General features: G+C 58.5%; 24 protein-coding genes and 1 riboswitch. Of the genes, 14 read left to right on the plus strand and 10 right to left on the minus strand.

What is annotated here, in order from left to right; genetic code table 11:
• The first annotated feature begins 35 nt into the window (after positions 1 to 35).
• The 3 genes from K9U38_RS00235 to K9U38_RS00245 are packed head-to-tail and all read left to right on the plus strand — an operon-like array spanning position 36 to position 4,485.
• A complete protein-coding gene (locus K9U38_RS00235; RefSeq protein WP_224492332.1) occupies positions 36 to 2,435 on the plus strand; it encodes a xanthine dehydrogenase family protein molybdopterin-binding subunit in 2,400 nt (799 codons plus the stop codon).
• A complete protein-coding gene (locus K9U38_RS00240; RefSeq protein WP_224492333.1) occupies positions 2,432 to 3,262 on the plus strand; it encodes an FAD binding domain-containing protein in 831 nt (276 codons plus the stop codon). The genes K9U38_RS00235 and K9U38_RS00240 overlap by 4 nt, the downstream gene beginning before the upstream one ends.
• A complete protein-coding gene (locus tag K9U38_RS00245) occupies positions 3,259 to 4,485 on the plus strand; it encodes a xanthine dehydrogenase family Fe-S subunit (protein ID WP_224492334.1) in 1,227 nt (408 codons plus the stop codon). The genes K9U38_RS00240 and K9U38_RS00245 overlap by 4 nt, the downstream gene beginning before the upstream one ends.
• Here K9U38_RS00245 and K9U38_RS00250 read toward each other — a convergent pair.
• Positions 4,426 to 5,133: a FadR/GntR family transcriptional regulator gene (locus K9U38_RS00250; protein WP_370631791.1), complete on the minus strand. Its 708-nt coding sequence runs from the start codon at positions 5,131 to 5,133 to the stop codon at positions 4,426 to 4,428. The two genes, K9U38_RS00245 and K9U38_RS00250, sit on opposite strands and share 60 nt — an antisense overlap.
• 154 nt (positions 5,134 to 5,287) lie before the next feature.
• Between K9U38_RS00250 and K9U38_RS00255 the strand changes: the two genes are divergently transcribed.
• On the plus strand, positions 5,288 to 6,058 hold the full coding sequence (locus tag K9U38_RS00255; RefSeq protein ID WP_224492336.1) for a GntR family transcriptional regulator: 771 nt from the start codon (positions 5,288 to 5,290) through the stop codon (positions 6,056 to 6,058).
• Positions 6,059 to 6,112: 54 nt separating this feature from the next.
• Here K9U38_RS00255 and K9U38_RS00260 read toward each other — a convergent pair whose 3' ends face one another.
• The 8 genes from K9U38_RS00260 to K9U38_RS00295 all read right to left on the minus strand — a co-directional run bounded on the left by K9U38_RS00260 (position 6,113) and on the right by K9U38_RS00295 (position 14,562).
• Positions 6,113 to 7,306 carry a diaminopropionate ammonia-lyase gene (locus K9U38_RS00260; protein ID WP_224492337.1) on the minus strand — a complete coding sequence of 398 codons (1,194 nt, stop codon included), beginning with the start codon at positions 7,304 to 7,306 and terminating at the stop codon, positions 6,113 to 6,115.
• A gap of 256 nt (positions 7,307 to 7,562) precedes the next feature.
• The gene (locus tag K9U38_RS00265; protein WP_370631808.1) at positions 7,563 to 8,708 is read right to left on the minus strand and encodes an ABC transporter substrate-binding protein; all 1,146 of its coding nucleotides are present in this window, start codon (positions 8,706 to 8,708) and stop codon (positions 7,563 to 7,565) included.
• Positions 8,709 to 8,937: 229 nt separating this feature from the next.
• Entirely contained in the window at positions 8,938 to 9,627 is a 690-nt protein-coding gene (locus K9U38_RS00270) for an ABC transporter ATP-binding protein (protein ID WP_370631792.1), read from the minus strand.
• Complete coding sequence (locus K9U38_RS00275) at positions 9,627 to 10,343, minus strand: ABC transporter ATP-binding protein (protein ID WP_224492338.1); 717 nt, start codon at positions 10,341 to 10,343, stop codon at positions 9,627 to 9,629. Before K9U38_RS00275 ends, K9U38_RS00270 begins: the two co-directional genes overlap by 1 nt.
• A gap of 1 nt (position 10,344) precedes the next feature.
• The gene (locus K9U38_RS00280) at positions 10,345 to 11,343 is read right to left on the minus strand and encodes a branched-chain amino acid ABC transporter permease (protein WP_224492339.1); all 999 of its coding nucleotides are present in this window, start codon (positions 11,341 to 11,343) and stop codon (positions 10,345 to 10,347) included.
• A 50-nt stretch (positions 11,344 to 11,393) separates the two neighbouring features.
• Positions 11,394 to 12,260 (minus strand): ABC transporter permease subunit, encoded by an 867-nt coding sequence (locus K9U38_RS00285; RefSeq protein WP_224492340.1) that lies wholly within the window; start codon positions 12,258 to 12,260, stop codon positions 11,394 to 11,396.
• Positions 12,261 to 12,322: 62 nt separating this feature from the next.
• Positions 12,323 to 13,546, minus strand: coding sequence for an ABC transporter substrate-binding protein (locus tag K9U38_RS00290; RefSeq protein ID WP_224492341.1), 1,224 nt, complete (start codon positions 13,544 to 13,546; stop codon positions 12,323 to 12,325).
• A 35-nt stretch (positions 13,547 to 13,581) separates the two neighbouring features.
• Entirely contained in the window at positions 13,582 to 14,562 is a 981-nt protein-coding gene (locus K9U38_RS00295; RefSeq protein WP_224492342.1) for an acetamidase/formamidase family protein, read from the minus strand.
• A 373-nt stretch (positions 14,563 to 14,935) separates the two neighbouring features.
• Between K9U38_RS00295 and K9U38_RS00300 the strand changes: the two genes are divergently transcribed.
• The 9 genes from K9U38_RS00300 (at position 14,936) to K9U38_RS00340 (ending at position 22,350) form a co-directional block, all read left to right on the plus strand.
• Entirely contained in the window at positions 14,936 to 15,760 is an 825-nt protein-coding gene (locus tag K9U38_RS00300) for a cupin domain-containing protein (protein ID WP_224492343.1), read from the plus strand.
• 118 nt (positions 15,761 to 15,878) lie between these two features.
• A complete protein-coding gene (locus K9U38_RS00305; protein ID WP_224492344.1) occupies positions 15,879 to 16,481 on the plus strand; it encodes an HD domain-containing protein in 603 nt (200 codons plus the stop codon).
• 222 nt (positions 16,482 to 16,703) lie between these two features.
• A complete protein-coding gene (locus K9U38_RS00310; protein ID WP_224492345.1) occupies positions 16,704 to 17,048 on the plus strand; it encodes a RidA family protein in 345 nt (114 codons plus the stop codon).
• Between the two features lie 249 nt (positions 17,049 to 17,297).
• Positions 17,298 to 17,567 (plus strand): 30S ribosomal protein S21, encoded by a 270-nt coding sequence (gene rpsU / locus K9U38_RS00315; protein ID WP_224492346.1) that lies wholly within the window; start codon positions 17,298 to 17,300, stop codon positions 17,565 to 17,567.
• Positions 17,568 to 17,749: 182 nt separating this feature from the next.
• A complete protein-coding gene (locus K9U38_RS00320) occupies positions 17,750 to 18,316 on the plus strand; it encodes an NADPH-dependent FMN reductase (RefSeq protein WP_224492347.1) in 567 nt (188 codons plus the stop codon).
• Between the two features lie 58 nt (positions 18,317 to 18,374).
• Positions 18,375 to 18,492: riboswitch (TPP riboswitch) on the plus strand.
• Positions 18,493 to 18,597: 105 nt separating this feature from the next.
• Positions 18,598 to 20,415, plus strand: a complete 1,818-nt coding sequence (gene thiC / locus K9U38_RS00325; RefSeq protein WP_224492348.1) for a phosphomethylpyrimidine synthase ThiC — start codon at positions 18,598 to 18,600, stop codon at positions 20,413 to 20,415.
• Between the two features lie 4 nt (positions 20,416 to 20,419).
• A complete protein-coding gene (gene thiO, locus K9U38_RS00330) occupies positions 20,420 to 21,379 on the plus strand; it encodes a glycine oxidase ThiO (protein WP_224492349.1) in 960 nt (319 codons plus the stop codon).
• A complete protein-coding gene (thiS, locus tag K9U38_RS00335; RefSeq protein WP_224492350.1) occupies positions 21,376 to 21,573 on the plus strand; it encodes a sulfur carrier protein ThiS in 198 nt (65 codons plus the stop codon). The genes thiO and thiS overlap by 4 nt, the downstream gene beginning before the upstream one ends.
• A 3-nt stretch (positions 21,574 to 21,576) precedes the next feature.
• Positions 21,577 to 22,350, plus strand: a complete 774-nt coding sequence (locus K9U38_RS00340) for a thiazole synthase (RefSeq protein WP_224492351.1) — start codon at positions 21,577 to 21,579, stop codon at positions 22,348 to 22,350.
• 38 nt (positions 22,351 to 22,388) lie between these two features.
• On the opposite strand, the gene K9U38_RS00345 is transcribed toward K9U38_RS00340, so the two are convergent.
• Positions 22,389 to 22,838, minus strand: coding sequence for an RrF2 family transcriptional regulator (locus K9U38_RS00345; RefSeq protein WP_224492352.1), 450 nt, complete (start codon positions 22,836 to 22,838; stop codon positions 22,389 to 22,391).
• 304 nt (positions 22,839 to 23,142) lie between these two features.
• Here K9U38_RS00345 and K9U38_RS00350 point away from each other — a divergent pair, with 304 nt between their 5' ends.
• Positions 23,143 to 23,334, plus strand: coding sequence for a hypothetical protein (locus K9U38_RS00350; protein WP_224492353.1), 192 nt, complete (start codon positions 23,143 to 23,145; stop codon positions 23,332 to 23,334).
• Positions 23,335 to 23,392 lie beyond the last annotated feature (58 nt).

The following is a 23,392-nucleotide window of genomic DNA, read 5'->3' on the forward strand; positions in this document are numbered from 1 at the left end:
ATCGGTTGGGCATATTGTGAGCATGAGGAGTGAAAATGGCGGAGAAAAGCGGAAAAGCACAAGGGGTCGGCGCTTCGGTCTTGCGGAAGGAGGATGACAGGCTCCTGCGCGGCCGCGGCCAATTCGTCGCTGACATCCGCATGGCTGGAATGAAGGACGTCGCCTTCGTACGGTCCCCGCTCGCCCATGCAAGATTGAAGGGCGTGCAGGTTCCCGAGGAGGTGAAGGCGCGGGTAGTGACCGCCGCGGATCTGGAGGCCGTCAAACCGATTCGTGCCGTATCCGGGCTGGCCGGGTTCAAGCCGTCCGACCAACCTGTTCTCGCTTTCGAGAAGGTGCGCCAGGTCGGTGAACTGATCGCCATGTGCGTGGCTGACACGCGCGCCGAAGCCGAGGACATCGCCGCCATGGTCGAGCTCGATTTCGAGGAACTTCCGGCAGTCCATGACATGCTGGCGGCGCGAAAGCCCGATTCCGCCCTTTTGCACGAGGAATGGGGCGATAACGTCTTTCTTGAAACATTTGTCGACGTCAACATCGACAGCGCGCTGGATGCGCCAATCAAGATCAGGCGTCAGATTTCCACCGCCCGCCAGAGCATGGCACCGATGGAGGGCCGGGGCACCGTGGCCTATTGGGACAATCGCATGGAGCAGCTTGTGCTTTATACCGGCAGCCAGATGCCCCACATCGTGCGCACCGGACTGGCCGAGTGCCTGGGATTGCAGCAGCGCCAGATCCGCATCATTTCTCCCGATGTCGGAGGCGGTTTCGGCTATAAGGGCATTCTTCTGCCGGAAGACATCTGCCTCGGCTGGTACGCAATGAAGTGTGGGCACCCGGTCAGGTGGATCGAAGACCGTCGCGAGCATCTGACAGCCGGCGCCAACTGCCGGGAACATCACTACGACATCACCGTCTATGCTGACCGTGACGGTACCCTGCGTGGTGTGGATTGCGTCGCGCATGTCGATTCCGGAGCCTATTCCTCCTATCCGTTTTCCGCATGCCTGGAGGCGGCGCAGGTGGCAAGCATCCTGCCCGGGCCCTATGACTTCCCGTCATATCGCTGCCGCACGTATTCGATGGCAACGAACAAATGTCCGATTCTGCCGTATCGGGGGGTAGCCCGAACGGGTGTCTGCTATGCCATCGAGCTGATGATGGACGCGATTGCCCGCGAATGCGGGATGGAGCCCCACGAAGTTCGTCTGAAGAACCTCGTACGGCCCGAGCAGATGCCCTTCGACAATATCACCAAGAAACATTTCGACAGCGGTGACTATCCCGAGGCGCTAAGACGCGCCATGGCCGCCGTCGATCTTCCCGGCATACGCGAGCGCCAGAGGCAGGGCGAGCCAGACGGCCGCCTGATTGGCATCGGCCACTCGATTTATTGCGAGCAGGGTGCCCACGGTACGTCGGTCTACGCGGGCTGGGGCATTCCGATGGTGCCGGGATACGAGCAGGCAACGATCCGCATGACGCCGGATGGCGGCCTTGAGCTGCGCATCGGAGCCCATTCGCATGGCCAGAGCATGGAGACGACCCTGCCGCAGGTGGCCCATGAAATCCTTGGGATTGACATTGACAGGATCAAGCTCGTGCATGGCGATACTGAATACACGCCATATTCCACGGGCAGCTGGGGCTCCCGCTGTGCGGTGATGTCAGGGGGCGCTGTCGCAACGGCCTCGCGTGAGCTTGCCAAGCTCGCCAAGGGCATTGGTGCGCATCTACTGCAGGCCAAGGCGGAAGACGTCGAGCTGGTCGACGGCTCGGTCGTCAGCGCTTCCGGCAGCGTGACCCTCGCGGAGATTGCCCACACCTGGTATCGGAAGCCGCAGCACCTTCCCGTCTCAGTCGACACGCGCGGTCTTGAAGTAACGATCGGCCACAAGCCGGTGCGTGATTCCGGAACCTTCAGCTATGCGGCTCATGTCGCCACAGTCGCTGTCGATCCGGAAATGGGCGACATCGAGATACTGGATTATGTGATCGTCGAGGACGGCGGCAAGCTGATCAACCCCATGGTCGTCGACGGGCAAATCTATGGCGGGCTCGCGCAAGGTATCGGCACTGCGCTTTATGAGGAGATGAACTTCGACGCATCGGGACAGCCGCTTGCGTCCACATTTGCCGACTACCTGTTGCCTGGGCCGACGGAAGTACCTGCACCGCGCCTCGATCACATGGAAACGCTCGCACCCTATACCGAGTTCGGTGTCAAAGGGATCGGGGAGGGCGGTGCAATCGCGCCGCCCGCGGCGATCGGCAATGCCGTCAATGACGCGCTCCGACGCTACGGAGTGGAACTGCTGCATACGCCCATGACGCCGCACAGGGTCCTTGAGGCCATCCGCGACGCGGGTAGCAGACCGCAAGGCAATGCGCGCGAAGCGACCCAGAAGCAAGGTCAGGGAGAACTGGTGTGAAACCCGTGAATTTTGATTATGCCCGTCCCGGGGATGTCGCCGGCGCGCTCAGGCTCATCAGCGACGAGGATCACACCGTGAAAATCATGGCGGGCAGCCAGTCACTGGGGCCAATGCTCAACATGCGGCTGGTGCAGCCGGACCTGGTTGTCGACATAACCGGCATCGCGGAACTGCGGGATGTCGGGGATGGCGCGGACGCGATTGTCATCGGCGCTTGCGTGACACACGCCGACTTTGAGGATTTGCGCGTGCCCGACGTGACGCGTGGGGCCCTTCCGAGCGTCGCCCGCGGCATTGCCTACCGTGCCGTGCGCAACCGCGGCACCATCGGCGGCAGTATTACGCATGCGGACCCGTCGGCAGACTGGATATCGATCCTCGCCGCGGTCGGCGGCAAGGTGACGCTGCAGGGACCCGCGGGAAGCCGAACCGTGGCAGTCGAAGACTATATGCTGGGCGCCCTTGAAGCGGACCTCCAGCCAGGGGAAATGCTAGTTTCGGTGACAGTGCCCAAACTCAGCGCCTCGGCACGCTGGGGCTACTATAAAAGCTGTCGCAAGACCGGCGAGTTTGCCCATGCGATTGGGTCCTTCATGGTCGATCCGGAACGCGGTGTGAGCCGGGCGGTGGTCGGCGCGACGGAAAGCAGGCCATATGTTTTCAAGGACGCACGAAAGTTGATAGGGGACGGAAAATCCGACCTGCGCCTGGACAGCAAGTTGGCAGATGAACTGGTCGAGGCGGAAGGCATGGCCGATCCCATCAACCGTCAGACTCACGTCGCCGCATTGCGGCGCGCCATCGAGCGAGCACAAACAGCATGAACATGGTCAATCTCACGATTAACGGCAAGGAAGCGAACGCGGCGTGTGAACCCCGGACTCATCTCGCCGACTTCCTGCGCGAAACACACAATCTCACCGGCACACATATCGGCTGCGAGCATGGAGTGTGCGGGGCTTGCACATTGCTTGTCGACGGGGTTCCGACGCGGTCATGCATCACCTTCGCGGTGGCGTGCGAGGGGGCGGCGGTCACGACGGTGGAGGGACTCGACAATGACGAGATTGCCACAGAGCTACGTGCCGCATTTTCACGGGAACATGGCCTGCAATGCGGCTACTGCACGCCGGGAATGCTGGTCTCGGCGCGCGACGTGATCCTTCGCATGCAGGATCCAACCGAACATGACATCCGCGTTATCATGAGCGGAAATCTGTGCCGTTGTACCGGTTATGTCGGCATAACCCGGGCCATACAGAGTGTGATCGCCGATCGCCGCGCGCGCGGCATTGCCGCGATCCCTGAAGGCGGACGGTCTCGGCTCGGGCCTGCCGGTTCCGGGAATTCCGGCGCCGCCAGCGCCCGCGCAAGCGGAAGCAAGGTGACTGCGGTCGCGTCTGAGCGGAAGGCTCCGACAGCCGCCACGAGGCCAGCCGTGCGAAAGGACGATGGCTGGAAACCGCAGACGACCTTCACGCAGAGCTTCACCGTCGCTCATCCCGTGGATGTCGTGTGGGATTTCTTCGGCAGGGTCGGTGAAGTCGCGTCCTGCCTGCCCGGAGCTTCGCTTGCGGGCGAACCGGTCGACGGGCACGTGGAGGGACAGATTAAGGTCAAAGTCGGTCCGATCAGCGCCGAGTTCCATGGTGTCGCCGACATCGCACGGGACGATGCCACGCGCACCGGCACGATTGACGGCACGGGCAAGGATAAACGGAGCAACTCCGCAACGAGGGGCCGGATCGGGTACACCGTTCAGGAAGGTAATGATCCGGGCGCGACACAAGTCGACGTGACGATCGGTTTTACGCTCACGGGCATGCTTGCCCAGTTCAGCCGTTCCGGTCTGGTTCAGGACGTTGCAAACCGCCTGATTGCTGTTTTTGTCCAGAATCTGGAAGCCAAGCTGACGCACCAGGCGGGAGGCGGAAATGGTGCGGACGCGCCACCGGTCATCACGGAGTTCGATGCCGGCTCGCTTATGTCATCGGTCATTATCGGCCAGATAAAGCGGTTTTTCGCCAAGCTGTTTCGCCGCAGTTGAGCCGTCCCGACGCTCCAGCGACGGTGTACTCAGTACACGGGCCACGTGTCCGGCCAGTTCCACGTCGCGGGTTCCGATCGCCGCGACGATCGCGGCATATGCCTGATCATCGGGTTCCGCCATGGCACCAACCGGGGCGGACCAGATTGATTCCAGTATGGCGGAGGTGTAGAAATCATGGAGCTCGACGAGCGCCTGATTGCGTGATGCCGCCACGATGTATCGATGAAATGCCCTGTCATGGCGGGATAAGGCATCGCCATCGCCACGCCTTTCGAGAAGCAGAGCCAGATGATCAAGATCGCCTTGCGTGCGCCGCTGCGCCGCCAGGCGCGCGGCCTCAACTTCAATTGAAGCGCGCACCTCCCACAAGTCCCGCAGTCTCGCACCTCTTGCCCGCTGGAGCGCATGGGCGGTCATCAGTTTGGAACGGACATAAGTACCCGAGCCCTGCCGGGTCTCAAGCATCCCCTGGGAGACAAGCACACGTACCGCTTCGCGGACGGTGCCGCGGCTGACAGACAATTGCTGCGCCAGCTGTGTTTCGGTGGGGATACGGTCGCCGACGTTCCAATGGTTGTCTGCTATGGAACAGCGCAGGCTGTCCACCGCAGTTTCGACCAGGCTTGTTTTCAACAATGACTGCATTCCACCCTGTTCTTCACTGGTTTCTTGGTCGCACGGCGCACAAAAACATAACAAATTCAGATATTATACTAATATCAGAATGATAGAAACAATTTTACAGTCCTAACCTGTGGGCAGGCTAGCAAATTGAATCTATCTGTCGTACATTGCGCTTATGAAAAAACTTACGACAGTTTATGATCGCAGCCGTGTTCCGCTCTATGTGCAGGTCGCTTCCGTCATGCGACAGCGCATCGAGACCGGACACTGGGTGGAAGGTGACAAGATCTCCACGCTCGAGGAGCTGGAATCTGAATTCGGCGTTGCCCGCGTGACGATACGGCAGGCCATCGAGTTGCTGCGCGGCGAGGGACTGCTCGACGCCCAGCAGGGACGCGGAACATTCGTGTCTGGAAAGCCCATGCACAACCGTTGGCTCAATCTCGCCAACGATTTTGACAAGGTGGTGGCTTCGATCAAGGACAACGTGATCAAACGCGTCCATATCGAGGAGAACGTGGCAGCACCGGAACTGGACCCTCACGAGGGCCAGGCGGCGGATGCCTACACCTTTCTCCGCAGTATCCAGTACAATCGTGGCGAACCGTTCTCGGCGGTCAATCTCTACCTTGCCAAGGAGATTTTCGACCGGGACCGTAAGCGTTTCACGAATGCGGCAGCACTGCCGATGCTCGTGGAAATGAAGGACGTCACGATTGCGCATGCCTTTCAGACACTGACCATTGGCGTGGCGGATCCTGAGACGGCCGAACACCTGAAGATCGGCCTTGGCGAGCCAACAGCCGATTGCCGCCTCGTTCTGCTGGACGACAAGGGCGTGGCTCTTTATGTGGCCGACATCCATTACCGGAAAGATTGCTTCGCGTTGCGGGTCGATCTCCTCGAAAACGTGAAGTCGAAAGACAGAAGCAAAATATCGGCTTGAACTCTGGCCAGGTAGACCGCGTGCCGGCTGGCCCGCGGTCCTTTTGCGTGATGGTCAAGCGGCCTCGAGCACCTGAGCTGGAGCCAGCCCCACCAAAGCCTCGTAGCGCGCCTGGTCCGTTGCGCCTTCGGTGTTTATCAGGAAGATTCGTGATGTGGAGTCAAGGCCAAGCGACGACTTGTGGCTTGCACTTCCAAGGACGCTGATCAGACCAGCCAATCCCGCGGCTCCGCTTTCTCCTGCGACAATGGCGGGATCCCCGCCAGCGGGACGGGCCAGCCGCCGCATGGCTTCGGCCGCATCATCCTCGCCGACCGTCACGAAGGCGTCGGCCTTTCTCGTCAGGATACGCCAGGCAACCAGCGACGGCTCATAGCATTCGAGCATCGCCATGATCGTCGGCTCATGGTGATCTATCTTCAACGGACGGCCGGCGCGCGCGCTCTCAAGAATGCAGGCGGCACGGTCCGGCTCGACGACGATGAAGCGCGGGCGGTCCTTGCCGTAATAGATGTCGAAATACCCGGCAACCGCCGCGGCGAGGCCGCCGACTCCAGCCTGAATGAACACATGGGTCGGTACATGGGCAAGTCCTGCGATGGCTTCACGGAGCATGGCCGTATATCCCTGCATGACCAGTGCGGGGATGCGCTCGTATCCTGGCCAGGACGTGTCCGAAACGACGATCCATCCCTTTTCACTGCAAATGCGCTCGGCCGCAGCGACCGAGTCGTCGTAGGTGCCTTCGATGCGGATCATCTCGGCACCGTATTGAGCAATGGCAGCTACGCGCTCGTCGCTGACACCGGAATGAACGAAAATCGCCGCCTTGGCTCCAACGAGCTGGGCGCCGGCAGCCACCGATTTGCCGTGATTGCCGTCCGTCGCGCAGCCGACTGTCATTGTCCTGGCGATAGCGCGCACTTCGGGCGCGTGCAGCTCGTTGATGTCGACCGGCCGGCCGAACACTTCTGCCGCCTTCTCGAGCACCAGACGAATAACGGCGTATGATCCGCCAAGCGCCTTGAAACTGCCGAGGCCGAGACGGAAGCCCTCGTCCTTTATATGGATCGAGCCCACGCCAATTTCACGCGCCAGCCCGTCGAGCGACTGCAGGGGTGTGGGCGCATGATTGGAGCGGTACGCGAGGAAACGCTCCACCTCCTCGGCGGCGGCAAGGCTCAGCGTCTCCGCATCGGCGTCATGCAGCGGCAGATCGTGGTCGGCGTGAGAATTCAAAACGAGCATTCAGTCTACTCCTTCGTGGATATGAAATAGCATTGCGTCCTGGTGCATTGTGTTCGACTGCCCGTAGTTTGAAGCGGGCTTTCAAAGAGGCCTCATGGGACGGTGACGCGCCGCCTGCTTTGGTAGTCACAATATCACACAGCTCCGAACCTTGGTGGCAATGCACTGCGGCGGCAGCTGCTTCAGCCATATGTCGGCGCAGTGGTCTCGAATTTCCCCGGCATTGCTGCCGGGGAATGGTTTGGGGCAGCTTCGGTCAGGAGCCGCCGGCAAGGACAATCTTGCCATCGATGATCTTGATCAGCGTACCGTTTGTCATGTACTGGCCGCTCTCCCGACCCTCGGGCCCATCCTTGACGAACTTGACCGTCCCGTTGAGCGTTGGCACTTCGACATTCCAGAACGCATCCTTGATGGCTGCAGGGTCGGCCGCCCCAGCCTTTTCGATTGCGGCCTTGATGACGTAGATCCCGTCATAGCCGCGATAGCTTTCGGTCAGTCCGGCCTTGGTGTGCCCGGCCTTTTCCCACGCACCGATAAATGCCTTGGCTTGTTCGGGGTGTGGTGATTTGTCCGGGGCCCACGGGGCGAAGAAGACCATGTGGGTTGTGTTGTTGGCAGCGGTGCCTGCCTGTTCGATCAGCTGATCGGGATTTTGCGAACCGCCTGTGGTGACGATCTTCTTGGTCAGGCCGAGAGCAGCAGCCTGTTTGAGAACCAGCGTCAGCTGTTCTACCGCGGTGGTGACAATGATCGTATCTGAGTCCGAAGCCTTGATCTTGGAAAGTTGAGCGCTCAGATCCTGTGCGCCCTGATCCATCATCTCGGTGAGGCCGACATTGATGCCATTTTCGGCGAACGCCTTCGAAAAATCAGTGACTGTGCCGCGTCCCCAGTCGTTGTTGATGGCAAGGAAATCGACCTTCTTGATCTGAAGCTCGGGAAGGTGCTTCTTGAACAGTTCCGCCTCGACCCACGACGGTGGCGAAATGCGGAAGACATACGGATTACCCTGCTGGGTTATTTTGGACGACGATGATGTCTCCACGAGCATCGGCACTTCGTACTGCATCAGTTTCGGCATGACGGCAAGGGTGAGGCTTGATCCCCAGGCCCCCATCATGACCGGTACCTTGTCGCTCTCTATGAGCTTTTCGGCTACCGACGCCGCCTCGGTCGGATTGCTCTTGTTGTCCTCGATCACCAGCTGGATCTTCTCTCCGAGGACGCCGCCATTTGCATTGATTTCTTCCACCGCGAGCTTGGCGCCGTCGACGATGTAGGTACCCGATGCGGCAAAGGGACCGGTCAGTGGCTGATTGAGGCCGATCTTTATCGGATCCGCGTAGGAATATGCGGCTGATGTCAGCAGCACGGCGAGTGTTAGGCCTGTGATATGGATGCGCTTATTCAATGAACTCTCCTCCAGTCAGAATAGGCAGACAAATTCTGAGCTTGCAGCAGCGCTCCCCCGATGTCGGCTTGAATATCCGTGGGAGCTGACAGACCGGTTGCTTCAGCGTCCATATTGTTCTATCTTTAGGACTATCTGTCAATAGTATCAATTGTTGAGCGTCGCCCCCCGTACTTTCCAGGGATAATCGTGAAATGGATCCGATGGCCAGCATGCCTTAGAGCTCAAGCGCTTCAAGCTCACTTGCGGAAGCACTGAGAAGCTCGGCGATGATCGTGCCCTTCTGGATGGCGAGGATCCGGTCAGAAAGGGAGCGGATGAATTCGATGTTCTGTTCAACGAGAACGATCGAAATCGCCGTCTCCCGGCGGACCACTTTAAGTGCCTCGATCATTTCCTCCCGGATCGAGGGTTGAATACCCTCGGTAGGCTCGTCAAGGAGAATGACCTTCGGATTCCCGATCAGGCACCTGCCGAGAGCAAGTATCTGCTGCTCCCCACCCGACATGACGCCGCCAAGGCGGTCGAGCAGGGGCTCCAGCCGCGGGAGCAGGGCAACGATCCTTTCAACAGGGATTGCCTTGCCGCGCGCGCCAAGCGCCGCAACCTTCAGATTGTCACGCCCTGAGAGATTAGGATAGATCTGGCGGCCCTGAGGGACATAGCCGAGCCCAGCAGAGGCTCTTTTTGCGACGGGCAGTCTTGTCACGTCATTTCCGCCGAATTCGACTTTGCCCGACTTTACGGGAATAAGCCCCGCGATCGTCTTGAGAAGCGTCGATTTGCCCATGCCGTTGTGGCCGAATATGCCAAGAAACTCGCCATCGTCGAGTGACAGGCTGATTCCATTGATCACGCCGATATCGCCATATCCGGAGTATACGTTTTCGATTGAGAGGATTGACATCAGAACGCTGCCTGTTTTCCGAGATAGACATTTTTGACGCGCTGATCGTTCAGCACCTGGTCGACATGGTCGTCAACAAGGACCTCGCCACGGTTGAACACGGTGACCCGTCCCCCGATCAGGCGGATGAACTGCATGTCATGTTCGACGACGATGACCGAATGGTTCCTCGCAAGCTCCTTGATCAGTCCGGCAAGCCGGTTGGATTCCGACTTGGTCATGCCGGCGGCCGGTTCATCGAGCAGGATGAGTTCGGGAGAGGGGCCCACTACCATCGCCAGTTCGACCAGTTGACGGTGTCCGTGCGCGAGCTTGCCAACGATCTCATTCCGCAGGTCGACAAGGTGCATGGTCTCCAGCATCTCGTCGAGGCGCGCCCTGAGCGCTGCTCCCGAATAATGACGGCGTAGCGCCACCTGGATATTTTCATCGACAGTAAGTCCGTCAAAGACATTGGGGACCTGGGTCTTGATGCCGATTCCCATCTGGGCGATCTGGTGGGGCTGATATCCGCGGATGGACTTGCCTTTGAAGACAACATCCCCGTCCGTCGGTTTCAACTGACCGGTAAGGCATTTGAAGAAAGTGCTCTTGCCGGCACCGTTTGGGCCGATGACGCAACAGTGTTCTTTGGTTTTGATTGCAAAGTTTACCGAAGCGAGCGCCACCACCCCGCCAAAGCGCATGCCAAGATTCTGGACTTCGATCATCGACATGTCATTTCCTCCACTTGAGTGGCCTGCGGATCAGCCGTTCGGTGACCTGACGCAGTGCAGGTACCAGACCACTGGGGACGAACATCACGAACATGATCAGGATGCCGCCGAGGATTATTTCGGGATTAAGGAAGCCGCTGGTGCCGAGTTGGGTCGTTATCACCTGAACGAAGATGCAACCGACGAGCGGACCAAGAAGCGTGCCGCGACCGCCAATGAGCACCCAGATAACGATCTGGGCTGTGATCGATAGACTGAACATGTTCGGGGTTACTGTCAGCGAATTGGCAAACAACATCCCAGCTGCTCCCGCCAACCCTGCGCCAATCACGAAAGTGATCAGCTTTACGACACGCGTGTCGTAGCCGAGAAGTTCAGCCCGGGTTTCGTTCTCGCGGATTGCAACCATGGTCTTGCCGAGCTTCGACGCCAGATAGACGCGGCAGACCAGGTAGGCTGCGGCAAGGGCGAGAATTGCTACCTGAAATATTGCCTCCGGGGAGAGCATCTCTTCGGCCTTACCCGGGATATTCAGCGGTGGCGTCATCGGAATACCGTTGAAGCCTCCGAGCGGTACCGACCCGATTACATAAGCGTCGCCGGCGGACCCGTTCAGGAGCTGGCTGAAAATGAGCGTGATTGTGAGGGTGATGACGCCGACATAGACATCACCGATCCTGCCCCAGAAGATGAAATAGCCGACAGCCGCGGCAAAGATCATCGGAACGAGAAGCGAGGCCGCTACGCCATAGGTGGTATCACCAAAGTTTAGTGATGCGATTGCATAGGAGTATCCGCCGAGGCCAAAAAACACGGCTTGCCCCAGGCAAAAGATGCCACCATATCCCCAGACCAATCCGAGGCTCAGCGCCAGGACGCAAAGGCTGATGAAGATCGTCACGTTGATCAATGTGTAGAGCTCCGCAACGTGCGGAAAAGCTAGGGCTGCCACGATGGCAGCGGTTGTTGCCGCAGTTGCGATTGAGATTTCTTTGATCATTGGAATAACGGTCGTCCTAGAACATTGTGCTGCAGGAAGAATCTCGATGCTCATAATGCTTTCCTCATGATACGGGCTGTGAGGCCCTTGGGCATCACTCGGAGCAGGATTATTGCTGACAACAGCAGGGCGACTTCACCAAAGACCGGTGTCGCCACGAATGTCACTGCGGTGTTGACCGTGCCGAAGACGGCCGCAACGAGTCCGGTGCCGAAGATGACAGCGGGGCCGGCACAGATGACCGTGATGAATGCCTTGGCAACGAATGCAAGACCCATGCCCGGGGACACGCCGGTGAGGGGCGCAATGAGCGCGCCGGAAAGGCCGCTGATTGCCGCACCGACAACAAAGGTGGCGCAGTAGATTTTCTTGGGCTCATGGCCGAGAACTGCGGTGATGTCTGCATTCTGCATGGCCGCCCTGGCGATCAGCCCGAGATTTGTGCGTCGCAGGAAGAGCGCGCAAGCGACGAGAAGGGCGGCCGCCATCACAATGAGCACGAGATCATAAGTGCTGTTGGAGAACCGGCCAATGCTGATCGAGCCAAGCGGGGCGGAAATCCCTGTTACAGTGTTGCCGAACACGATGGTCACTGTCCCGATCATGAAAAGACTGAGCCCCCAAGTCGCGAGCATCGTCTCGATGATCCGGCCATAGAGGTGACGGATGATAACGCGCTCGACAATGAAGCCGACAAAAGCAACAGCCAGGGGCGCCACCACGAACGTCGCCAGCCAGAAGTTAAGTCCCGCATTGACGGACATGACGGACGTGTAGGCGCCGACCATGATGAACTCGCCATGGGCGAAATTGATTACCTTCATCATTCCGAACATGATCGCGAGACCGATCGCCAGCAACACGAGCATGGCGATCGATGAAATGACCTGAATAATCAAAATACAGATGTAGTCCATTCTTCCGGTCCTTTAAGGAACGCAGGAGCGACTGACCGGCGAGTCAGTCGCGGCTTGGGGCGTCAGTTACCCAGCACGTACTGCTTGGTGTCGCTGGGATTTGCCGCCAGGTCGCAAACGGCCGCAGTGTCTGATGGCGGCAGATTTTCGTAGCGCTCGAGGATCTTGAAGCCGTGATCCCAGGCCTCGGCAATATAGATGTCATGGGTGACGTGGTGCGATTCGGCGTCGACCGTGATCGGGCCGCCCGGACCCTTGTATGTCAGGTTGCCCTCAAGTGCCTTGGTAACGGCATCGCGGTCGAAACTGCCAGCGCTGCGAACGGCTTCGGCCCAAAGCTGCGGGGCGTAGTAGCTCATTGCCGGCAGCTCATTGATCGGTGAGCGGTCGCTCCCGGTTGCCTTGGCAGCCCGCGCGATGAAATCCTTGTTCTCGGGGGTGTCGATCTCGGGAAAATAGCAGGCGCTGGTCAATATGCCGTTGTGTTCACGCGGGTTTGTAAAGAGCTGCTCATTCCCGGTCCCGAAGATCGTCGATGCGAGTCCGATCCGATCGGCCATGCCCGATGATACCCACTGGCGGAAGAATCCTATGTGGTTGCTGCCCACGAGGTCGGCCATCACGAAATCCGGCTGGATGCTCTGAATTTTCTTAAGGGTCGGCCCGAAATCCGTCTGTTCCAGAGGGAAAAATTCGACGCCTTCGAACGTGCCGCCGTTTTCGGTCACGACCTTCTCGTGCCACTTGCTGACGATATGCCCGAAATTGTAGTCGGCGGCGACCGTATATACGCGCTTGCCAAACTTGTTCATGGCATACGGAATGATCTTTTCCGTCTTCTGGCCGGGGGTGGTGCCGAGGCAGAATATGTTGCGGTCACAGACGCCGCCTTCATATTGCGTGCTGTAGAAGTAAAGCGTCTTGTAGCGCCTCAGGATTGGCCGAACTATCTCGCGCGAGGCTGAGGTTACGGCACCGAAGACGGCCGCCACCTTGTACCGCGTTGCCGCTTCCGTGGCGTATTGCCCGTACAGTTGGTTGTTGGATTGTGTGTCGTAACTTTTGAGTTCTATCTTCTTGCCAAGCAGGCCACCTCCCGCATTGATTTCGTCGATGGCCATTTGGGTCATGGCCGCCATCGGCTTGCCCAGGATATCCAGGACGCCACTCGCATCATGTATCGAGGCGACCTTGATGGTTTCCTCTGCGAAGGCGTTCTTGACAAGATAAGGGGTGGCAAGAACTCCAGCACATCCCTTGACGAACGTTCGGCGGTCTACGGTCATCACTTTCTCCTCCTTAGTGATTGTCGTTGTTGTTCCTATGCAAATGAAGACAGTTTCTTACATTCCTCTCCGAAATGGGGCAGGTCCTGCCTGGCGATGATGCAGTGGACGCCCTTTTCGCGGTCCACTGACTGGGTTATCCGCAAGTCGGCGGCGATGGAGCAGAGGGTGTATGCATCCTGGCGCGACAGGCCCGAGATCTCCGAGATCAGAGACACCATTTGGCTGAGCGCAATCTGCGCCGCATGGTCAAGGCTGGGATGGAATCCCATGGTGATCAGCGATGCTTCCGTGAACGCGATCGGAAGTTTTTGACCTTTGCCTTTCTGGAGACGGAAGGTGAAGTTGCCGGTCAGTGCGGTTTCAACCGCGGTCAGGCAGACTTCGCCGTCACCCTGAAGGGCATGGCCATCGCCGACTGAAAACAGGGCACCCGGCACGAAAACCGGAAAGAGGATGGTGGCGCCGGGAACGAGCTCCTTATTGTCCATGTTTCCGCCGAACACACGCGGCTCGATCGAGGAAAGGCGGCCATAGGCTGGCGGCGGCGCAACTCCGATGTTGCCGAAGAACGGCCGGCACTTCATCTGCCTGCCCCATGGCAGGGTGACGGTGCCGTTGTGCCTGTCAATCGGCAGGTGGAGCCGGCGCTCTTCGGGAAACTCTTCCGGCAAGGTGCCGTGCAGAGGCAATTGAAGGTTCCAGCCCCAATCCTGACGCAGGCTTATGTCGTTGATGCGCACTTCAAGGACATCGCCGGGCTCTGCGCCCTCGATGTAAACCGGCCCGGTCAGCAGATGAGGCCCGGACCCTCGTGACACATGGTCCAAAACGGCACGATGATCCTCGAGTACCGTGTATGAGCTTCCGGCTGGCGGCAGGTCTTCAGGTTCCCCTGAAAGCGTGTCGATCGTGACGGAATCGCCGGGTTCGATTTGCAGGACCGGGCGAATGCCGGCGTCCCAAATCCCCCACTGAACGGTTTGCGCATTAGCAGATAGGTAGTGCTTGGTCACAGGAGCTCCTCGACATCCGAAGTGAGTGCACATTATTAAGGTTGGTGTACAATACAATGCAAATCCGGACTGTCAATGCAAATGTGATTATTTATAGAAAAACAGGACCTATTGGCGGTGCAGGGGCTTGATTGTGCGGACCAAGGGGCGATAAAACCGCACAGCGGCGTATAGAGGAGCACAAAGATTCGATTTGGTTATCACGATAGATTGTCCAGTCTACGTACATAAGGCTGGGGCCGTGTCCAAACCGGGTGCATCCTTGGTTGAAACCGGGCTGTGATCGTGCAACATCGCGCAAACATTGAAAAAAAAGCTGAGCGCTAACCTTCGGGACAGAGCAAAGTCGCGAACCAGGGATTAAAGAGAGTAGATGGTGTATACCGCAGATTCTGACCAGGTTTCCGACGGACTGTACATCGGGCAGGTTGCCGAGATGCTTGGCGTGACGACCACCATGATCCGCCAATGGGAAAAGCACGGTTTCATCAAGGCCGCCCGAACACAATCAGGTTATCGCGTCTATCCGATGGACCAGATCCAGCGGATGCAGACGGTGAGGGACCTCGTCAAATCCGGCGTCAACCCTGCCGGAATCCACCTGACCCTGCAGAACGGGGAACTCGGCTTCCCCGGTCCGCCTCCCAGCGGCAATCCGACATCTGTTGGTGCCCGGCTCCAACGCCTGAGAACGGCCAAGAAAATCAGCTTGCGCGGTCTCGCTGCAAGGACGCAGCTCAGCGCGTCTTATCTGAGTGCAATCGAGCGTTCGATAAGCAACCCTTCTGTCGCGGTGCTGCTCAAGCTCGTGGCGGCGCTCGGAACGAACCTAGTCGAAGTTCTTGGTGGGGAGCCGCTGGACAACAAGCTGGTCGTGAAGGGGAGCGAAAGGCGTTCATTGGACCAGAGGATTCCAGGCGTCGAAATTCAGCAGCTCTTCCGCGTGGACACCGTTCTTGAATCCCTGTTGTTCATCATACAGCCGGGCGCCGCCAGTGGTGAAAGCTACCAGCATGAGGGCGAGGAGTTCCTGTTCGTCGTCGAGGGAAACCTGGAGGTCGTTCTCGATGAAACCGAGCGTTTCAGCCTGGAAACCGGAGATTCAATGACTTACGCAAGTCATCGGCCGCATCGCTTCGCCAACACCGGCAGCACCGTAGCGGCCATTCTATGGGTCAACACCCCTCCAACCTTCTGATTCCGCGCTCTCCTGCACAAAGATATGCTCATGCGACAAGCAATGGAGTGGCGTGCTGCATGGTATCGGCCTATTCACAAGGTCAACTACTGACAACAAAGCTATTCGGAACACGACAATGGGCATTGACGACATCGCCGGATTCGGCAACCGGCTCTCGGGCCATCTGCAGTTTCTGATGGTTGCGGACGGGCTTCGCCGGATCAACAGGGCCAACAGGATTGCCGACGGCTCCAGGTTTGAGAACAGCGCCGAGCACTCATGGCATCTGACGCTGTGCGCGCTGGTATTCCAGGAGCTTGCCCCGCAGGCTGTTTCCATCGACCGGGTGATCAAGATGCTGATCCTGCATGATATTGTCGAGATCGACGCCGGCGACACGCCGATTTTCAGTGCGGACGCCGCATCGCAGGAGGCAGGCGAACAGGAGGCCGCAAGTCGGCTTTTTGGACTGCTTCCGGATGGGCTCGGCATGGAGTTCCGTGCCTTGTGGGATGAATTTGAAGCGGCACAGACGCCGGATGCCAGGTTCGCCAAGGCGTTGGACCGCTTCCAGCCAATCCTGCTGGATTACGCTGTTTCGGGAGGCAGCTGGCTTGATTTCGCGGTGAAGGAAGATGCGCTGAGAAAGCTCGTCCGCGCCATCCGGGACGTTCCCGAATTATGGGACGTTGCCGATGCGCTGATCAGCAGTGCAAAAGGCAAGGGCTGGCTGGCATAGGACCAAGCCTCTACCCGTTCATATCCTTCATGCTAGCGCTTGCTAACGTTCGGCAAAGTATGGCAAAGGGTGCGCGGGCCCGCCTACTGGCTCAATCGGCGGCTCCGTGGGGCTCGATCCCTACTGTGCCCACCGTTCTTTTTGGAAGAAGGCCGCATGGCCCTTTTTTCACGCATGCAAGGCAGGTGCCAGCCTGACCAAAATCGATAGAGGAGATTTTCCATGAGCATTCGTCGCATTGAAGTTGGTCCGCGCATGAGCCAGGCGGTCATCCACGGCAATACCGTCTACCTCGCCGGTCAGGTCGGTGGTCCGGGCAAAAGCGTTACCGAGCAGACCAAGGATGTTCTTGCGGCCGTCGATCGCCTGCTGAAGGAAGCCGGTACCGATAAGTCCAAGCTGTTGCAGGCCATCATCTGGCTCGACGACATGAAGGATTTCGGCGAGATGAATGCCGTGTGGGATGCATGGGTCGATCCGGCGAACAGCCCGGCGCGCGCAACCGGCGAAGCCAAGCTTGCGACGCCGGAATACAAGGTCGAGATCATCATAACTGCAGCGCTCTGATTCGCTTTGCGCAGGAGTCGAAGGCGGTTCCTGCACTTGAAACATCAAACGGGCGGGTCCGGAACAGAAATATCCGGTCCCGCGGCAGGAAAGCCCGAGTAATTCGCTCGGGCACACTGGATTTTTGGCGCGGAAATGAATAAAGTCCGCGCTTCTCCGGATTGCCGTAGGGGCAATTCTTCAAACGCTTGTCTGTTTGTGATCGATCGTGACGTCGCAAGGCGAGGCAAGCATGGGTAAGGAAAACGATTGCAAGTTCTCGTCCGTGACAACAATGTTGAGCAGGCCCTGCGGGTCCTGAAGAAGAAGATGCAGCGGGAGGGTCTCTTCCGCGAAATGAAGGCGCGGCAGGCATTTGAAAAGCCGTCTGAGCGCCGTGTTCGTGAAAAGGCTGAAGCCGTAAGCCGTGCCCGCAAGGCAGCCCGCAAGCAGGCGCAGCGCGAGGGCCTTCTGCCTGGTCCGAAGAAAAAGGAACGCACGCCTCGTCCGAACGGCAATGGCGGCGATTTCAACCGATAATCCCTGACCGGGTTCGTCCGGTCATTGCAAACGCGACAGAACCCGCGCAGCCTTTGGCTGGGGCGGGTTTCGTTATTTTCCGGGATCTGTCCGGCTGGTTTCCAAAAAGTGCCTTCTTGTGCAATGCAGCACGGCTTCCTTATTCATAGGGCGATAGGATTCACACTCCATGGAGATAGGCTATGGCTCTCAGGCTCAATATCATCATCGCAAGCACACGACCCGGACGCGGCGGCCCGGCCGTCGCCAAGTGGTTTGACGAATTTGCCAGGCAGGACGCCCGCTTCGAACCGGTCCTGATTGACCTTGCGGATCGCAATCTGCCGATTTTCGATGAGCCAAACCATCCGCGAATGAAAAAGTACGAGCACGCCCATACCCGCAAATGGAGTGAGATCGTTGATTCGGCTGACGCCTACGTGTTTGTCACGCCGGAGTATGATTATTTTGCTCCGCCGGCACTGACCAATGCCCTGGTCTATCTATGGCAGGAATGGAACTACAAGCCTGCCGGCTTTGTCAGCTATGGCGGGGTTTCCGGCGGATTGCGCTCGGTCGAGTCCGTGAAGGGCTTGATGGCAGGGTTGCGTATGGTTCCAATCCCCGAGGGCGTCCCGGTTCATTCCTACCAGAAGTTCATCGACGACGAAGGTGTGTTCCAGCCCAATGAAGCGATTGTGACCAGTGCGACGACCATGCTTGGCGAACTCGCAAAATGGGCGGACGCCTTGAAACAGCTTCGCGGATAGCAAAACCAATCGCGAACTTCGCCCGCTTGACAACGGCGATGTGAGCGGGTCATCTAGGGTTATTCACCAGGGGAGTCCCGACAAGGGGCTGAGATACTGCTGGCTTCGGCAAGCGCAGTGACCCGTTGAACCTGATCCAGTTCATACTGGCGTAGGGACGGTGCAAAGTCTTCGCGGGTCATGCCTCGGCATGGCATAGGTAGGTATAGCAGACTCGCGGACTCCTTTCATCCTTCCGGCACAGAACTGGGTTTCCACGCAACAATGCAAGGAACCTGATGATGACCGCAATTACCCCAACTGTTCCGGCTCCGACGGTGTCGACCGGTCCACTGCCTGCCTCGACAAAGATCTACAAGGCTGGCCGCCAGTATCCCGAGCTGCGCGTGCCCATGCGCGAAATCGCAGTGCATCCGACTGCGGGCGAGCCCAATGTCACGGTCTACGACTCTTCTGGCCCCTACAGCGATCCCGATACCACGATTGACATCGCCAGGGGTCTGCCACGCCACCGCGCCGCCTGGCTTGCTGCGCAGGGGGATACATCTGCTTACCAGGGGCGCCACATTACGCCTGCCGATAATGGCTTTGCCACCGGCGAACGGCTCACTCCGGAATTTCCAATTCGCAATCAGCCGCTCAAAGCCGTGGGTGGCAAGGCCGCTACCCAACTCGCCTATGCCCGTGCGGGCATAATCACGCCTGAAATGGAATATGTAGCCATCCGGGAAAATCTTGGTCGCGACGCCGCACGAGCGGGCGCTGTCCGCGACGGCGAATCCTTCGGCGCTTTCGTACCGGATTATGTGACGCCAGAGTTCGTTCGCGAGGAGATCGCCCGGGGCAGGGCGATCATACCCGCCAATATCAACCATCCCGAACTTGAACCGATGATCATCGGCCGCAACTTCCTCGTCAAGATCAACGCCAATATCGGCAATTCTGCCGTAACGTCTTCCATGGCCGAAGAAGTGGAGAAGATGGTCTGGGCGACGCGCTGGGGTGCCGATACGGTCATGGATCTTTCGACTGGCCGCAATATCCATAACATCCGAGAATGGATTCTTCGCAATTCGCCAGTGCCGATCGGCACCGTCCCGCTTTATCAGGCCCTGGAGAAGGTTGGAGGCATTGCCGAAGATCTGACATGGGAAATTTATCGCGACACGCTGATCGAACAGGCCGAGCAGGGCGTCGATTATTTCACCATCCATGCCGGTGTTCGGTTGCATTACATTCCCCTGACAGTGAACCGCGTAACGGGCATCGTTTCCCGCGGCGGTTCGATCATGGCCAAGTGGTGCCTGCATCATCATCGCGAGAGCTTCCTGTATGAGCATTTCGATGAGATCTGCGACATCTGCCGCGCTTACGATGTGAGCTTTTCACTCGGCGATGGACTGCGGCCCGGCTCCATCGCGGATGCCAACGATTCCGCACAATTTGCGGAACTGGAGACGCTGGGTGAACTCACGCAGATTGCCTGGGCGAAAGACTGTCAGGTTATGATCGAGGGCCCCGGGCACGTCCCGATGCACAAGATCAAGGAGAACATGGATAAGCAACTCGCCGTTTGCGGCGAGGCGCCGTTCTACACACTCGGACCGCTCACAACCGATATCGCGCCGGGCTATGATCACATTACCTCCGGCATTGGCGCGGCGATGATCGGCTGGTTCGGCACGGCGATGCTCTGCTACGTGACACCGAAGGAGCATCTCGGCCTGCCGAATCGTGATGATGTGAAGGTGGGGGTGATCACCTACAAGATTGCAGCTCATGCCGCTGATCTTGCCAAGGGCCACCCGGCCGCCAAGGTCCGCGATGATGCTCTTTCCCGGGCACGTTTCGAGTTTCGCTGGGAAGATCAATTCAACCTGTCGCTCGACCCCGAGACAGCCCGGCTCTACCATGACGAGACCCTGCCGAAGGAGGCGCACAAGGTTGCGCATTTCTGCTCGATGTGTGGACCAAAATTTTGCTCGATGCGCATTTCCCACGATATCCGCGCCGAAGCACAGAAGGAGGGTATGGCAGCAATGGCGGAGAAATTCCGCGAGGGTGGCGACCTCTATATGCCATTGAACAGCCGGGCTTGACGTCATGGACGTACTTGTAAGGGGCTCCGGCGTCGCCGGCCTCTCGGTCGCGCACGAGCTCCGCCTACGCGGCGCTCGGGTGACCGTGTTCGATCCGTGGTCAGACAAGCGCGCCTCCTGGTATGCGGGCGGGATGCTGGCGCCGTATTGCGAGAGGGAAAGCGCTGATCAACGAGTGATTGATTTGGGCCTGCGCGCCGCTGATTGGTGGGAGACGACACTGCCTTGCTCGGTCCTGCGCAATGGAACGCTGGTTCTTGCCGCCACGCGCGATATCAAGGAATTGGGCCGGTTCGGCGCGCGCACCTCGCATTTCGATGTGCTGGATGAACCGGCCATTGCGGCACTCGAACCTGATCTTGCTGGACGTTTCGGCAAGGGTTTGTATTTCAGGGATGAGGCCCATCTCGACCCAAGGCGAGTGCTGATCGATCTGGCAACAAAACTGGCAGGTGACGGCGTCACTTTTGTAATGGACCTGCCGCAAGAGGCAATCGGCGGCTTTGACGAAATCATCGATTGCACCGGCTATAGCAGTGCGGATGGACTTCTTCGCGGCGTGCGTGGTGAGATGCTGGTGTTGCGGACGGCGGATGTCTCGCTGTCACGTCCTGTCCGGCTCATTCACCCGCGTTTTCCGGTCTATGTCGTACCCCGCCAGGATCACACATTCATGGTGGGTGCGACGATGATCGAAAGTGACGCCACCGGTCCCATCACGGCGCGGTCGATGATGGAACTGCTCAACACGGTTTACACTCTGCATCCGGCCTTTGGTGAGGCAGAGATCGTTGAAACGGGGGTCGGGATACGCCCTGCCTACGCCGACAATCTGCCTCGCGTCACTTCCCGGGGCGACGCGATAATGGTGAACGGGCTTTACCGCCACGGGTTTCTGCTGGCGCCGGCGATGGCGGTGCAGGCAGCAAAACTGGTCTTCGAGGGAAGGAACAAGACCCCATGAGACTCATCGTCAATGGCGAACCTCACGAAATCGCGGCCCATGATCTCGACGCCTTGCTAAGGGAGCTGGAGTTCGACGGCGAATGGCTGGCAACGGCACTCAATGGTGAACTGGTGCGATCGCACGAGCGTCCGTTATGCCGCCTGAACGAAGGCGATCGTGTCGAAATTCTCACCCCCCGCCAAGGAGGCTGAGCAATGCTGCAACTTTACGGCAAGCAGATCACTTCCCGGCTTTTGCTCGGCACGGCGCAATATCCTTCACCTGCGGTACTGAAGGAGGCAATCGCTACTTCAGGTACGGAAATCATCACAGTCTCGCTGCGGCGGGAAATGACAGGCGGGAGAACGGGGGACAAGTTCTGGTCAATGATCCAGTCACTTTCAAGACATGTCCTGCCGAACACTGCGGGATGCCATACGGTCAAGGAAGCAGTCCTTACCGCCCAGATGGCGAGGGATGTGTTTGCGACCGACTGGATCAAGCTCGAGGTTATCGGCAACCACGATACGCTGCAGCCGGACGTCTTCGCGCTGGTCGAGGCTGCCCGTATCCTCACAGCAGACGGATTCAAGGTATTTCCCTATATGACAGATGACCTCACCGTCGCGGATCGGTTGCTTGGTGCGGGGTGCGAGGTGCTGATGCCCTGGTGTGCGCCGATCGGTTCGGCCATGGGACCCCTCAATATCCACGCATTGCGTTCGCTGCGTGGCCATTTCCCCGATGTTACGATGATTGTCGACGCGGGGCTTGGCCGACCGTCGCATGCGGCGGCGGTCATGGAACTTGGGTTTGACGCAATCCTGCTCAACACCGCCGTGGCCAAGGCCAGGGATCCGGCGGCCATGGCCGGCGCCTTCGCCAAGGCAACGGAGGCAGGATATGCCGCATATCACGCGGGCATGCTGGAACCGCGTGACGTGGCGGTGCCTTCAACACCGGTGATCGGCAAGGCCGTATTTACCTGATTGGCGGAAGGCCACAGTGAACCGGCAGAGCGCCCCCTCTAGCTGTCGAGCATCTCGGCCATCTTGCCGTCTTCACCATGAATCAGGCAGTCGGCGATGGTCGTCTTGTCAAGAACACCGCGCGTGACAGTGGCGACCTCATTGAAGACATGGCGGATTTCGCACGTTTCTTCGCTGGCGCAATCCTCACAGCGGCGATAGGCGATCTTGCTGAGGCAAGGCAGGGGAGCGATGGGGCCGTCGATGAGCCGCAGCACTTCGCCGAACGTGATTTCTTCGGCCGGCTTGAGAAGCAGATAGCCGCCCATCTTGCCGCGCCGGCTCATGACTATGCCCTGATGCTTCAAATCGAGCAGGATCTGTTCAAGGAACTTCTTCGGAATATTCTGTTCTTCCGCGATATCCGAGATGAAGAGCGCCTTTTCGGCGTCCGCCCTGGCGAGTACGACAAGCGCCCGCAGAGCGTATTTGGCTTTTTGCGATATCATTTTTATTGCCTGACTACCGTTGTGGTGCAGTCATAGTCCCTCGCGTCACATTTTCTAGTGTAAAAATGTTAAAAAAGTGAGTTTTTTTGCGGCAGAAAAGTGTCTTAAAAATAGCGTGTAAGAGTCTGAAAAATAATAATTGATTAAGAATCTGTTGATCCGGACAGCTTGAGGGCGTGCAGTCTGATACACGATTAATCCGGTAGAGATTATTGACAAATGATTTCAGGCGGTCATCATCAGGTATCGGTTGGCCCCACCAGGCAACTGCACTCTGCAACCGAATTGTTCTTTGGAGGTCGCAATGTACAGTGAAGTATCCAGTATTTTCAATCGGGCTGAACGCTTGTGGCGGGACGTTTTTACTGCTGAGCCGCTCGATCGGACTGCACGCGAACGGGCAACGCGCGATAGCGACGAAGCCTCGGCCAAGCGGCATCGAAACTGGACCGAAGAAGACTTCCTCTGGTGCTGGCAGCACCGCGGCTTCTGGTGATTAAACCCGGCGCTTTTGCTCCGCCAGAGTTCAATTTCCGCGTTCATTGCTAGCAGCC

Origin of the sequence: Phyllobacterium lublinensis, from assembly GCF_020164435.1 — a bacterium.
Classification (GTDB): domain Bacteria; phylum Pseudomonadota; class Alphaproteobacteria; order Rhizobiales; family Rhizobiaceae; genus Phyllobacterium; species Phyllobacterium lublinensis.

What these genes read in the sequence shown, in the direction of transcription:
- K9U38_RS00235 (WP_224492332.1), top strand. Translation starts at nt 36, where the DNA reads ATGGCGGAGAAAAGCGGAAAAGCACAAGGGGTCGGCGCTTCGGTCTTG.
- K9U38_RS00245 (WP_224492334.1), top strand. Translation starts at nt 3,259, where the DNA reads ATGAACATGGTCAATCTCACGATTAACGGCAAGGAAGCGAACGCGGCG.
- K9U38_RS00250 (WP_370631791.1), bottom strand. Translation starts at nt 5,133, where the DNA reads ATGCAGTCATTGTTGAAAACAAGCCTGGTCGAAACTGCGGTGGACAGC.
- K9U38_RS00255 (WP_224492336.1), top strand. Translation starts at nt 5,288, where the DNA reads ATGAAAAAACTTACGACAGTTTATGATCGCAGCCGTGTTCCGCTCTAT.
- K9U38_RS00260 (WP_224492337.1), bottom strand. Translation starts at nt 7,306, where the DNA reads ATGCTCGTTTTGAATTCTCACGCCGACCACGATCTGCCGCTGCATGAC.
- K9U38_RS00270 (WP_370631792.1), bottom strand. Translation starts at nt 9,627, where the DNA reads ATGTCAATCCTCTCAATCGAAAACGTATACTCCGGATATGGCGATATC.
- K9U38_RS00275 (WP_224492338.1), bottom strand. Translation starts at nt 10,343, where the DNA reads ATGTCGATGATCGAAGTCCAGAATCTTGGCATGCGCTTTGGCGGGGTG.
- K9U38_RS00280 (WP_224492339.1), bottom strand. Translation starts at nt 11,343, where the DNA reads ATGATCAAAGAAATCTCAATCGCAACTGCGGCAACAACCGCTGCCATC.
- K9U38_RS00285 (WP_224492340.1), bottom strand. Translation starts at nt 12,260, where the DNA reads ATGGACTACATCTGTATTTTGATTATTCAGGTCATTTCATCGATCGCC.
- K9U38_RS00290 (WP_224492341.1), bottom strand. Translation starts at nt 13,546, where the DNA reads ATGACCGTAGACCGCCGAACGTTCGTCAAGGGATGTGCTGGAGTTCTT.
- K9U38_RS00300 (WP_224492343.1), top strand. Translation starts at nt 14,936, where the DNA reads ATGGTGTATACCGCAGATTCTGACCAGGTTTCCGACGGACTGTACATC.
- K9U38_RS00305 (WP_224492344.1), top strand. Translation starts at nt 15,879, where the DNA reads ATGGGCATTGACGACATCGCCGGATTCGGCAACCGGCTCTCGGGCCAT.
- K9U38_RS00310 (WP_224492345.1), top strand. Translation starts at nt 16,704, where the DNA reads ATGAGCATTCGTCGCATTGAAGTTGGTCCGCGCATGAGCCAGGCGGTC.
- K9U38_RS00320 (WP_224492347.1), top strand. Translation starts at nt 17,750, where the DNA reads ATGGCTCTCAGGCTCAATATCATCATCGCAAGCACACGACCCGGACGC.
- thiC (WP_224492348.1), top strand. Translation starts at nt 18,598, where the DNA reads ATGACCGCAATTACCCCAACTGTTCCGGCTCCGACGGTGTCGACCGGT.
- thiO (WP_224492349.1), top strand. Translation starts at nt 20,420, where the DNA reads ATGGACGTACTTGTAAGGGGCTCCGGCGTCGCCGGCCTCTCGGTCGCG.
- thiS (WP_224492350.1), top strand. Translation starts at nt 21,376, where the DNA reads ATGAGACTCATCGTCAATGGCGAACCTCACGAAATCGCGGCCCATGAT.
- K9U38_RS00340 (WP_224492351.1), top strand. Translation starts at nt 21,577, where the DNA reads ATGCTGCAACTTTACGGCAAGCAGATCACTTCCCGGCTTTTGCTCGGC.
- K9U38_RS00345 (WP_224492352.1), bottom strand. Translation starts at nt 22,838, where the DNA reads ATGATATCGCAAAAAGCCAAATACGCTCTGCGGGCGCTTGTCGTACTC.
- K9U38_RS00350 (WP_224492353.1), top strand. Translation starts at nt 23,143, where the DNA reads ATGTACAGTGAAGTATCCAGTATTTTCAATCGGGCTGAACGCTTGTGG.